Annotated in this window: 7 protein-coding genes; 3 read left to right on the plus strand and 4 right to left on the minus strand. The window is 36.6% G+C overall.

Annotated features, from left to right (window positions below):
- The first annotated feature begins 61 nt into the window (after positions 1-61).
- The 3 genes from K7G93_RS06275 (at position 62) to cpdB (ending at position 5,303) form a co-directional block, all read left to right on the plus strand.
- Complete coding sequence (locus tag K7G93_RS06275) at positions 62-2,338, plus strand: NADP-dependent malic enzyme (protein ID WP_226690697.1); 2,277 nt, start codon at positions 62-64, stop codon at positions 2,336-2,338.
- Positions 2,339-2,503: 165 nt separating this feature from the next.
- Positions 2,504-3,148, plus strand: coding sequence for a superoxide dismutase [Mn] (sodA, locus tag K7G93_RS06280; RefSeq protein ID WP_115323058.1), 645 nt, complete (start codon positions 2,504-2,506; stop codon positions 3,146-3,148).
- A gap of 181 nt (positions 3,149-3,329) precedes the next feature.
- Entirely contained in the window at positions 3,330-5,303 is a 1,974-nt protein-coding gene (cpdB, locus tag K7G93_RS06285) for a 2',3'-cyclic-nucleotide 2'-phosphodiesterase (RefSeq protein ID WP_226690740.1), read from the plus strand.
- A 68-nt stretch (positions 5,304-5,371) separates the two neighbouring features.
- On the opposite strand, the gene K7G93_RS06290 is transcribed toward cpdB, so the two are convergent.
- The 4 genes from K7G93_RS06290 to K7G93_RS06305 all read right to left on the minus strand — a co-directional run bounded on the left by K7G93_RS06290 (position 5,372) and on the right by K7G93_RS06305 (position 12,879).
- Positions 5,372-5,815 carry a methyltransferase family protein gene (locus tag K7G93_RS06290; RefSeq protein ID WP_065518448.1) on the minus strand — a complete coding sequence of 148 codons (444 nt, stop codon included), beginning with the start codon at positions 5,813-5,815 and terminating at the stop codon, positions 5,372-5,374.
- A gap of 22 nt (positions 5,816-5,837) precedes the next feature.
- Positions 5,838-7,610 carry a J domain-containing protein gene (locus K7G93_RS06295; protein ID WP_226690696.1) on the minus strand — a complete coding sequence of 591 codons (1,773 nt, stop codon included), beginning with the start codon at positions 7,608-7,610 and terminating at the stop codon, positions 5,838-5,840.
- Between the two features lie 21 nt (positions 7,611-7,631).
- Positions 7,632-9,338, minus strand: a complete 1,707-nt coding sequence (locus K7G93_RS06300; protein ID WP_226690695.1) for a molecular chaperone HscC — start codon at positions 9,336-9,338, stop codon at positions 7,632-7,634.
- A 397-nt stretch (positions 9,339-9,735) separates the two neighbouring features.
- Complete coding sequence (locus K7G93_RS06305) at positions 9,736-12,879, minus strand: autotransporter outer membrane beta-barrel domain-containing protein (protein WP_226690694.1); 3,144 nt, start codon at positions 12,877-12,879, stop codon at positions 9,736-9,738.
- Positions 12,880-13,094: the final 215 nt, after the last annotated feature.

The raw sequence follows: 13,094 nt of genomic DNA on the forward strand, positions 1-13,094 counted from the left end.
TTGATTTTCTTTATAATAAATAGTCTTAATTATTTTTATATCTCAACAAGAGGACTGTTTTATGGATGCACAATTACGTCAAGCCGCACTGGATTTCCACGAATATCCAACACCTGGAAAAATTGAAGTCACACCGACTAAATCTCTTGCGACACAACGGGATTTAGCATTAGCCTATTCGCCGGGTGTTGCTGTGCCTTGCCTTGAAATTCAAGCCGATCCTGCTGCCTCTTATCGCTATACATCACGTGGTAATTTAGTAGCAGTTATTTCGAATGGTAGTGCAGTCTTAGGTCTAGGTAATATCGGTGCACTTGCTGGTAAACCTGTAATGGAAGGCAAAGGCGTGCTATTCAAAAAATTTGCTGGTGTGAATGTTTTTGATATCGAGATTGATGAAAGTGATCCAGATAAACTTGTTGATATTATCGCCTCACTTGAACCTACTTTTGGTGGGATCAATTTAGAAGATATTAAAGCACCTGAATGTTTTTACATTGAACAAAAGTTACGTGAGCGCATGAAAATTCCTGTATTTCATGATGATCAACATGGTACTGCAATTATTAGCTCAGCTGCCGTACTAAATGGTTTACGCATTGTGAAAAAAGATATCGCTAAAGTTAAATTAGTCGCTTCTGGTGCTGGCGCCGCATCTATTGCTTGCTTAAATCTATTAGTGAGCCTTGGCTTACCACGTGAAAACATTGTGGTATGTGATTCTAAAGGTGTGATTTTCCATGGACGCGATGAGCGAATGGATGAGACGAAAAAACTTTATGCGATTGAAGATAATGGTAAGCGTACCTTAGCCGAAGTGATTAATGATGCAGATATTTTCTTAGGTTGTTCTGCCGCAGGTACGTTAACACAAGATATGGTCAAAACTATGGCAGCAAATCCATTAATTCTTGCACTCGCCAACCCAGATCCAGAAATTCTACCACCATTGGCAAAAGCAGTGCGTCCAGATGCCATTGTCTGCACAGGTCGCTCTGACTACTCAAATCAAGTCAACAACGTTCTGTGCTTCCCATTCATTTTTCGCGGTGCATTAGATGTCAGTGCAACTGCCATTAATGAGGAAATGAAACTCGCAGCAGTCCATGCAATAGCCGATCTTGCTCTAGCAGAGCAAAGCGAAGTGGTGACATCTGCTTATGGTGAAACAGAATTGTCCTTTGGACCAGAATACCTTATTCCAAAGCCATTCGATCCACGTCTGATAGTCAAAATCGCACCAGCTGTGGCAAAAGCAGCGATGGACTCAGGGGTAGCAACACGCCCAATTGAAGATTTTGATGCTTATATTGAAAAACTGACACAGTTTGTTTACAAAACGAACCTATTCATGAAACCTGTTTTTGTCCAAGCGAAGCAAAACAAAAAACGTGTATTATTAACAGATGGAGAAGAATCTCGAGTCTTACACGCTGTACAAGAGATCGCCACTTTAGGGATTGCAACACCAATTCTATTAGGACGACCAAGTGTAATTAAACAAAAAATTAAACAACTTGGTTTACAGCTCCAAGAAGGACGTGATTTTGAATTAGTAGATATTGAAAATAATCCTTACTTTGAAGAGTGTTGTCATGAGTATTACAACTTACTCAAGCGTAAAGGGATTACTCCAGCGGGTGCACAACGTAAAATGCTTCATAATCCAACCGTCATTGGCTCCGTGTTACTTGAATTAGGGAAAGCAGATGCGATGTTATGCGGTCTAGTTGGTCCTTACGCATCTCACTTAAGTAACATCAAAGAAGTCATTGGAGTCCAGCCTTGTGTACCAACACCTGCGACAGTAAATGGGTTAGTTTTACCAACTGGTAATTTATTTATCACAGATACTTTTGTTAACCAAAATCCAACTGCACAAGAGCTTGCTGAAATTACGATTATGGCTGCAAACGAGGTAAGTCGTTTTGGTATTGAGCCTAAAATTGCACTGGTATCACATTCTAATTTTGGTACATTTGATGACCCAAGTGCGGTCAAAATGCGCGAAGTTTTAGCATTAGTAAAAGAAAAAGCACCAGAATTAATCATTGATGGTGAAATGCATTGTGATGTGGCGTTAAATGAAAAGCTACGTCACGAAACGATGCCTGATAGCCCATTAAAAGGCGCTGCAAACTTACTTGTTATGCCAAATATGGAAGCTGCGCGTATTAGTTTAAACTTACTACAAGGTACAGCAACACCAATTACAGTAGGACCTATTTTAATGGGAATGAAGAAACCAGTACATATTCTTACTGCGGCCTCTTCAGTACGACGTATTATTAACATGGTTGCAATTGCTGCTGCGAATGTCGATTCTCGTTGCGCCTAGTTATATATAAAAATCATAGAGCAGATAGTTTTAATCTGCTCTTTTCTTTTTGTTAAAAAAACAGAGAAATAATGATCTCAATCAATTTTTCTGTTAAAATATTGTTACCTTCTTGGCAGTATTGCCTTTTATTTATATTACTTCTACGCAATTAAGGAAATTACTATGGCTTACACTCTACCTGAATTAGGCTATGCCTACGATGCATTAGAACCACATTTTGATGCAATGACAATGGAGATTCACCATTCTAAGCACCACCAAGCTTATGTAAATAATGCAAATGCGGCATTAGAAAATTTACCTGAGTTCGCTAGTGCTTGCCCTGGTGAATTATTAAGCAAACTATCACAAGTACCTGCAGATAAATTTACAGCATTACGTAATAACGCAGGTGGTCATTTAAACCACAGTTTATTCTGGAAAAGTCTAAAAAAAGGTACTACTTTGCAAGGTCCTTTAAAAGAGGCTATCGTTCGCGATTTTGGCTCTGTTGAAGCTTTTCAAGCAGAATTTGAAAAAGCAGCTGCAACACGTTTTGGTTCTGGTTGGGCTTGGTTAGTTTTACAAGCCGATGGAAAATTAGCAGTTGTTTCAACAGCAAACCAAGACTCGCCTATTATGGGTAAAGAAATTGCAGGTTGTGAAGGTTACCCACTTTTAGGCTTAGATGTTTGGGAACACGCTTACTACTTAAAATTCCAAAATCGTCGCCCAGACTACATTAAAGAATTTTGGCATGTAGTAAACTGGGATTTTGTTGCAGAACGTTTTGCTAAGAAAGCAGAACATTGTAACTGCTCAAACTAGTTTATCGCGAATCCCCTCAATTGAGGGGATTTTTATAACAAAATCTGATAAAAATAAACCGCACTTTTTCTCTATTTTATGAGTCAGATCACATTCTCTGGTTAGAAATCACTAGAGAAGTCACTGTAATTTCTCTAGAATGAATACCCCCTAATTTTTCTCATTTCTACATTAAGGAGTCATTATGGATAGAAGACGTTTTCTACAATTAGGTGCTTGCAGTATTTTAACTTTTACTGCCTCTAAATATGTATCTGCTGCTGCGCAAAATTCGGTTTCATTACGCGTTATTGCCACAACAGATGTACACAGTTTCTTAACTGATTTTGACTATTACAAAGATGCACCAACCGAAAAGTTTGGCTTTACTCGCACCGCATCATTAATCAAACAAGCACGTAACGAGGTTCCAAATAGTGTATTAGTTGATAATGGCGACTTAATTCAAGGGAACCCAATCGCAGATTATCAAGCAGCTAAAGGTTACAAAGAAGGTAAATCAAACCCCGCTATTGATGCATTAAATGCAATGCAATATGACGTAGGAACCTTAGGTAACCATGAATTTAACTATGGATTAGATTATCTTGATGACTCAATCCGTCAAGCAAAATTCCCTATTATTAATGCTAACGTTGTCAAAGCAGATTCTAATGAGCCACGTTATCAACCTTATTTTATCCAAGAAAAAGAAGTCGTTGATAGCAATGGTAAAAAACACATGCTCAAAATTGGCTATATTGGTTTTGTGCCACCACAAGTTATGATTTGGGATAAAGCAAATCTTGATGGTAAAGTACTAGCACATGACATCAAGAAAACAGCAGAAAAATATGTACCAATTGTTAAACAAAAAGGGGCTGACATTATTGTTGCACTCGCCCACACGGGTCCATCTGATGAACCATACCAAGAAGGTGAGGAAAATGCCGCATTCCACCTTGCTGATGTAAAAGGGTTAGATGCGATTATTTTCGGTCACGCACATCGATTATTCCCAAATAAAGAATTTGCAAAGTCACCTAATGTTGATATCGCAAAAGGAACAGTTAAAGGTGTACCAGAAAGTATGGCTGGTTACTGGGGCAACAACATTAGTGTCGTTGATTTAACCTTATCACAAGTAAATGGCAAATGGTTAGTCACTGATGGTAAAGCAGAATTACGCCCTATTTATGATGCAGAAAACAAAAAAGCTACTGTTGAAAACCATCCAGAAATCAGCGCACTTTTAGCACCTGTTCACCAAGCCACTCGTGAATTTGTGTCACAGCCTATTGGTAAAGCAGATGATAATATGTACAGCTATTTAGCCTTAGTACAGGATGATCCAACAGTTCAAATTGTTAACCAAGCACAAAAAGCCTATGTTGAAAATGTAGTAAAAGGTTTACCAGAATTAGCTGGACTACCTGTTTTAAGTGCAGGAGCCCCATTCAAAGCAGGTGGTCGTAAGAATGATCCTACAGGTTATACTGAAGTCGATAAAGGCGATTTGACTTTCCGTAATGCAGCAGACTTGTATCTCTACCCAAACACACTCGTTGTAGTAAAAGTTACTGGTGCGGAATTAAAAGAATGGTTGGAATGTAGCGCTGGTATGTTCAAACAAATCGATCCAAATAATGAACAACCACAAAGTTTATTAGATTGGACAGGTTTCCGTACTTACAATTTTGATGTAATTGACGGTGTGCAATATCAATTCGATATCACTCAACCAGCACGTTATGATGGTGATTGTAAATTAATTAATGATAAATCACATCGTGTCATTAATTTAACTTACCAAGGCAAACCAGTTGATCCAAAAGCAGGATTCTTAATTGCAACCAACAATTATCGTGCTTATGGTGCTAAATTCCCTGGCACAGGCGATAGCCATATTGTCTTTGCAGCACCAGATGAAAACCGTCAAATTTTGGCTAATTACATTACATCTGAAAGTAAAGCACATGGACAGGTTCGCCCTAGCGCAGATAAAAACTGGCGTATCGCACCAATTAATACAAAAGCCAAACTGGATATTCGTTTTGAAACATCTCCAAGTGAAAAAGCAAAACAATTTATTGAGGAAAAAGCACAATACGCAGTAAAACGAGTAGGCACAGATGAAATTGGATTTGCAGTTTATCAAGTTGATTTAACTAAATAATCTATTACTACAAACAAAAAAGCAAAGTGCGTTCAAGTCACTTTGCTTTTTTATTCCACTCTTTCATTTTATAACCAGCGTCTTACTTTCTGTTTATAATCTAAATAAGTTTGTCCAAATAGCTGCTCTAACACTTGTTCTTCTTGTTTAATTTGCCACTTTGTCATCACTACAATAAAAAGAATGAAAAAAATGACCGCACTTAAACTACCCAACCAGAGCGCCCAAGCTAATAACAACAAAGCTAAACTCAAGTACATTGGATTACGACTAATTTTATAGACACCAGCGACAACTAATGTAGAGGTCTGTTCTAATGCAAGTGGACTCACTGTTGTTCTCGCCTGTAAAAATTGCCACAAACTCATACCTGCGATTAACATACTCGCAAAAACCAAACTTGCTATCAACCAGATCCACTGTGGAAAAGTAATTAAAGCAGGCACATATACCATTGCGGTTGCACAACCTATAAATACAACAGGAGGAGGGAGTTTAATTTTATTCATCATGCGTTTTCCTTATTTATTATTTTCAATCCCACAAATAAAAAACGACTTTCTTGATAGCCAGTTGGAATAGATAAAGACATAATAATACTGGATAAAATAAAAATAATGCATAGTCAGTGAATTGACTCAAACTAGCTAATATCAATAGCGCAATTACAACAATCTCAAAAATACTACCTCTATCATGTGTCCTTGCTAACCAATTTCCCACCAATGATGGCAATAAACAGAACCATAATAGTATACTGATTAGGCTACTCCACACAAACAAAGGCAGTTCAGTAAATTTTTTAGGTAATTGTAAAAAAGGAGTCTTCATCTTGTCATATAAATACATATAAATAGCAGGATAATATTGAGTCAAAAATAAATTACTATTCAACCAAATTAGCCCCAACATCATAAGAAAACCATCTAACCCGCTATTTTGCCCTTGCAAACCAAATAACCAAAATAATCCTAATGTCGCTAAGTTATAACCAAACTTGTGCCAACCTAGTTCATTATCGATACAACCCCACAAAAAACACACCATGACAAAACATAACAATGGTTGTTGCATAATAAAGCTATCTAATTGCTGAAAATAGAGAGGTATCAACAGTAATATAGGCAATATCACGCCTACAACCAACCTAAAAGACTGATTTTTTGGTGCAAAATACAATACTATTGGAGCAAAAATGGCAAATAACCCCATCATCAATAAAAATAAAATACTCATCGAAAGCACTTGAGCTGTAAAACCAGATTGAGCTTGAATAGGTAAAAAACATAAAACATACATCAGATAAGCTCTCAGTAGCACTCTTAAATATTTACTACGTTGATGTATTTTTAAAAAAGCGAAATTATATTCATCAAATAAAAAACGATATCCCTTTGGTTGCTCATAACACAAGAATGGGTAGACCAAAAAAGTATAAAAAACATTGAGTAAAAAATGACGCCCTTTGGCTATTTGACTCATCAATTTCTTGGCTACTGGATATTCCTCAACACCAAAAGAACTATCACTAACTAAATCTGCAATAAATAAATACTCTCTTAATTGTTCTTGTTCATCAAAAGATAAAAAATTATCAACTTGATAATCATCATGCCAATTAAAATAATTTGACCACTGGGTCCATAAATAAGGATTTGTAATTAAATTATCTTTTAAAAATTGCCATAATAACCAAGAAGCATGATTGCTATCCTCCAAAGGTAAACGGGCTAACTGTGCTTGAATCTGTTCCCAATCAGCAACTAACCCTTTTGCCCCCGTCTGCTCAAAACGTTGTTGAATATCAGCTAGTACATGCTCTACGGAGATTAAGCTAATATTCATAGTCTGTTGATTAACAAACGTATGGACATTTTGTGTCTCTGTTGGCGAAGTTGACCCAAGGGCAGATTTATCTTGGGTTAGAACTAACTGTTCATCAACCTGCTTACAAGTATCAAGATTTGGCGCTTGAATAGGGGTAAGAACTTCATCTTGACTTGTTGTAGCATCTAATAGGTTGCTTGTTAAGTGCTCTAGCGTAGCGATTTGTTGCTCAGACCCAACAGCAGGTTGAGGTAATGCATTTGATGGAATAACATCTTCAGCACTATCCTCCCACCCCCACTCTTCTTGCTCTTGGTAATAGTGTGCAATAGATAATGCTTCATCAAATGCTTCTCGTAATTGTTGATAGCCTTGTGCATCCTCGTCAGGACGTGTTATTTTGACTTGCTTAGCATAAGCGCGACGAATAGCGCGCTCATCACTCGTCGGCTCAATATTTAAGATAGCCCAACAGTTCATAAAAAATCACCACCAACTTACTTATAACAACCAGCCACCATCATAACGGGATAGAAATTCACTAAAATGTTTTTGCGCTCGGCGAATTTGAATTTCATCTTGGCTATCAAGTGCAGCCAAAAAATAGCCCATATGCTCACTGATAATCTGACGATTTTCACCAAGATATTCTTCATATAGACGTTTTGCTTTTTCCAATAAGTAAACATTTTGTGCTTGATCACGTGGATGTACTTTAAGTGCGGTCAATTTTTGACGAGATTGCTCGATTTCCTCTGCTGTTAAACTTTGTGCATTTTGTTGAAAAATATCCGATACTTGCAACTTTAACTCTTGATTACTAATATCCACTTCCAATAACCCATTAGAATCATAACTAAAACGCACATCTACTAGCACTTCCCCAGCAGGTTTTGCGGGGACATGGATACTCATTTCACCTAACTGTAAATTTTCTTTTGCCAATGGTGACTCACCTTGCAAAATTTCAAAGTGAATTTGAGTTTGATTATCAAACACGGTACTAAAAGTTTGCACACGAGAAACAGGAACAGGCATATTACGCTCAATAATAGGGGCAAATTGCCCCCCCACATTACGTCCATCAAACTCTTTCACTGTATTTGTCCCCAAGGAAAAAGGCATCACATCCGTCAGGACAACCTCTTCTACACTGGCATGGCGCGCAATTAAAGCCGCTTGTACGGCAGCACCACGAGCAATCGCCTCATCAGGATGAATACTAGCTTGTGGAATCCGTTGAAACAGCTGACCAATCATATGGCGAACCATTGGCATTCTTGTCGCACCACCTACAAGAATAATGCCATCAATTTGGCTCGGACGTAATTTAGCATCACGTAGCGCTCTTTCTAAAGGTTTACGTAAACGTGCTAATAAACCTTGTGACGCTTGATAAAATTCATCAAAAGTCACTCTCGCAGAATGTTCTCTTTCATCTATCACTAAAGTAATATCAACAAATTTTTCTTGGCTTAATGTACGTTTAGCACTTTCAAATAATTGCCAGAGAGCTTTATTTTCAGTAATTGTCGCGCGCTCTTTTTCTGTCAAGGTTTGACAACGTTGAAGGAAACAATGATAAACGACTTGTACGAAATCCTCACCACCAAGATGATTGTCACCTGCACTCGCCGATACTTGTACCACACCATCAAAATAATCTAGAATTGAAACATCAAATGTACCGCCACCTAAGTCGTAAATCATAAAGCGAGTATCATCTGGCTTTTCTTGTAAATTATACGCTAAGCCTGCCGCAGTAGGTTCATTAAGCAAACGTAATACGTTTAATCCGGCCATTTGTGCCGCTGCTTTCGTCGCTTGGCGCTGAATTGCATTAAAATAAGCTGGTACTGTAATGACAACATCCGTGACTTCTTCGCCTAAAAACGCTTCTGCATCTTCTTTCAAGCTTCTTAAAATCAGCGCCGATAATTCTTCTGCACGAAATTTTCTCTTTCCTAAATAAAAGACTTTATCCGTACCCATAAAACGTTTAAATGCTGCCGCACTTAAATGAGGGTTAGTTGATAAGCGTTCACGTGCAGGTAAACCCACTAAAAGAGAGTCGTCATCGCTAACACTAATCACTGACGGCGTTAAATAATGACCTAATCGATTAGGAATTAAACGCGTTTCTCCCTCTATAAATTGTGCAATTAAACTATTTGTTGTACCTAAATCAATACCGATTTGTAATGCCATACTAAAACCTGAAAACTATTAAATAATTATTCAAATATAAAATACTATTATTCGATTGGCTTAATAAAGCCCTATTTTTCATACTGCCATCAAAAAACTATAAAAATAAGCAACAGCACAATGCATGCTTGATAAGTTATCTCCTATATCATATTCTCTTTTTCTTGATTCATGATATGTTTTTTATTTAAGCCTTACGCATATTATATAAAATAAAAAAGCAACATTGTCATACGTTGCTTTTTTTATTTCGTTATCACATTATTGATAGCTTACATCATAAAGTGATCATAAGCCTGATAAACTAACATGGTTAATGAAACCAAAGTTAAAGTTATTAAATTCATTTTTTAGCTTGATAAATAAGAGAGAAATATCCCCCCTTATTTAACATTAATCACCAGTTATATTTTAAGCCTACTCCGCCACGATACCCTTCATGCTTTCTTTCTCCCGTAAAACTACCTTTATAACTTACATCAATATAAACATACACTTTTTGACTAATTGGATGTTGAATACCTAAACCAATATCCCACCAAGTTTTATCATATTTATCACGTATCTTGTCTTTACCGATCTTGACTGACTTCGCATGATTAAGATCATGTAATAAATTTGCTGTTAAATAGAAAGTTTTTGTCTGAGAATTCTCATAGCCTGCAGGTTGATTATATGCCAGTCTTGCTCCTAAACGACCACGTAAACTATGTATATTACCTTGTTCAACTTGGCGTTGATTATCATTAAAACCTGCCATATCAAGGTATTGATAACTCAATTGAGCTTGTGGTTCAATTAACCAATTAGCTTGGTTTCTCTCATGTTTATTTAATACAAACGGACGACCTACTTCTGCTGAAACTAGATAACTTGTTCCTTTATTTTTTGCACTATACAATTCACGAGATGTATATTTATTACTCAAAAAAGTCAATTGACCAACTAAGTCAAGATAACTACCGTTCTCTGCATAACGTGTATGATTTATACCAAGTGCCCAGCCTGTTGCTTTCCCTTTACCAGTGTATTTATCTTCTAATATTAATGCATGTTCTGCACGTAAATGATCGAAGAAATCAGCATTTGCTCGTGTATATGCTGCATAAACACCTGTTAAACGATGTCCCTTATCGTTTGTTCTTTGTAGTGCAAAGTCATAGCCAATTTGAGCACTTAACATATCTGTGTCATAAGCTAAACGTGTTTTACCTTTAGTGTGTAAGTGCGAACCTCTTATACGTCCCCAACTTTGACCTGAAATATCATTACTATAATCCCAATTAAATATTTGGTTTTCTCCACGACGACTATGTAATGTTCCTACTGTCATATAGCTTTGTTCTAAATTGACTAGAGGCATTTGTGTATAAGCTGCAACTGTTGAATCTAAAATTGGCTGAGCCGTATTTGCAACTGTTAAAGTCCATACATACTCACGTACCCTTTGACCTCCTGTTGGATCCGTTTTATCTACTTCTTTCAACTGTAACTGACCTGCGCCAGTTGTTCTCGCCGTACCAACAAAAGCATGATGTTCACTTTCTATTGGATTATAAATACGAACAATAGGTGCACTATGAGTATTCAAGTCATTTTTTATACTACCAATACTCCCATCAATCAAATCTTGTTGATGTGTATTCACAGTTCTTGCAAAGACTTGTGTTTTTCCAGAAGCAAAGCCTTTTATTTCAAGTAAATCGGATTTCGAGTTAATGCCGTTTTCATCTCCTGGTGTATTCCATAAAGTATTAACTCTTAAAGTAGCACCTGGTTTAGCAGTATAATTCCCTTCTAAAGTTAATACATCATTGTGGGAGTTATTATCCATAGTGATAGTACCAGAATTGGTTAACAAGCCATCACTTCTTGTACCGTCACTACTAAGTTTCAAAGTATAATGTGCTTTATCAGCCTCTGTGAGATATTTACCTGCATCCAAGATCGCTTGATTTGATAAAGTTAAGTTATTCACAACAGAAGTCGTAATATCGCCTTTCTTCTTCAAATTCCAAACGGCATTAGTATCTACATTAACATTAAGTTTAGAGGACAGTGCTTTATACATTAATCCTTCAACAACAGCTTTATCGGAGATATCCACATTAAGATCAGATGAAATATTGTGTTGTCCCTGCACTTCAACCAACCATCCTTGTTCTGCTGCACTGGCGAATGATTTTTCTCCAGATAAAGTAAAAGTCGCATTCTTGACATTAAAATTACCATGCGTTAATTGATCTGAAAATCGACCTTGTTGACCAAAACTCTGATCTCTTACTCTTTCTGCTTTAACTTTAATTAATGAGTCTGTTACAGATGTAGTCGTCAAAATAGTATTTTTGAGCTTCACACTATTATCTGTATTATTTTCATTACGAGAGGTTTCTATTCTTCCTGCAAGCGTTACATCCGCGAATGTTTTATAGTCCTGTGTATCAAATACAATAGCAGAATTACCTGACTTAATTTCAGATGCTTGATCTGTTTTTTCTCCTGTAATTTCAAACTTAGAGTTTTGTCCAAAAAGACGAACCGCTGCTGACTCTTTTGTCATTGTAGTATCGACTATAAGCTTACCATGAGAAATGACACTGGCACCTTTTTCACCTGTTTCAACACCTTTCTCGATTGGCTTACCAATTTTGATCCCTGCAGAGTTAATACCATTTGCTTTTACGCTAATTGTCGTATCACCATTAAATACTGCTTTCGACCCATTTCCAGAAATATACACTCCAACTAAATAGTCGCCTGATTTAGCTGTACTACTATCTGTCACATTAATATTTAACTTACCATTTGAAATAAATTCAGGTGTTGCACCATTTTTTCTATAAATCTTCAACCCTGATAGTTGATGACCAAAAATAACTTTTGCTGTTATAGGAAAACCTAAAACAGACCTCGTAACAGTTTTACTCCCCTGTACAGTATTGACAGTATTAGTAACATTAATATCAGCATTATCTACAATTAGCCGAGCATATTTACTATTTTCTCCACCTTGAGAATCATAGCCTAATGCCACACCATAAGAGGCGTTACTATCTGGTGTTCCATTATCTTTATCTTCTTCACTAGCTAAGGTGACGTCCACATCCAAATCTTTAATCCTACTATTAGAATCACCACGAATAATCATACCTTTTGGTCGAGAATGCTTTACTGATGCTTCAGGTGTGATCATAATCGACAGCTTATCTTCTGTTACGAGACTACTATTTGTCACATCAATGCGTGTTTCATTATCACCATTCGCCTTGATATTAAAACTCATATCACCCTTGAGCGTTGCAACAGCACCGTTATTAATATTGAAGAAACTATTATTTAGAGTTTGATCATACTTTTTCCCTGTGACTTCTCCTGTCGTAGATATGGTAATAGGTAAGTTATTCGTTGCATTTACTATGCTCGATGCCGCCAATAAAATCATTCCACCGCCAGCTATTTTACCTGCTCGTTTAGATAATTCTGAACATGCTACATAACTTTGTTTTACTGCACACCATTTAGATTTAAAAATTCGATTCATACTTAAATATCCTCTTTTTCCAACCATTATTCCAATAATGTATATAAATTTAATTTTTTATGAAATATAGATATTTTTATCATCTTAAAGATCATTTATCAATCAAAATGATTGGTTTTTAAACAAAAAATAATATTTATAATATGATTTATGCCATACTGGCTAATTAAAAAGAGGAAGGGAGTTAGGAAGCGAATTACTAATAGTATAATCTT

The sequence above is a fragment of the Pasteurella canis genome, from assembly GCF_020810675.1.
In the GTDB taxonomy this organism is placed as follows: Bacteria; Pseudomonadota; Gammaproteobacteria; order Enterobacterales; family Pasteurellaceae; genus Pasteurella; species Pasteurella canis.

What these genes read in the sequence shown, in the direction of transcription:
- sodA (WP_115323058.1), top strand. Translation starts at nt 2,504, where the DNA reads ATGGCTTACACTCTACCTGAATTAGGCTATGCCTACGATGCATTAGAA.
- K7G93_RS06290 (WP_065518448.1), bottom strand. Translation starts at nt 5,815, where the DNA reads ATGATGAATAAAATTAAACTCCCTCCTCCTGTTGTATTTATAGGTTGT.
- K7G93_RS06300 (WP_226690695.1), bottom strand. Translation starts at nt 9,338, where the DNA reads ATGGCATTACAAATCGGTATTGATTTAGGTACAACAAATAGTTTAATT.
- K7G93_RS06305 (WP_226690694.1), bottom strand. Translation starts at nt 12,879, where the DNA reads ATGAATCGAATTTTTAAATCTAAATGGTGTGCAGTAAAACAAAGTTAT.
- K7G93_RS06275 (WP_226690697.1), top strand. Translation starts at nt 62, where the DNA reads ATGGATGCACAATTACGTCAAGCCGCACTGGATTTCCACGAATATCCA.
- K7G93_RS06295 (WP_226690696.1), bottom strand. Translation starts at nt 7,610, where the DNA reads ATGAACTGTTGGGCTATCTTAAATATTGAGCCGACGAGTGATGAGCGC.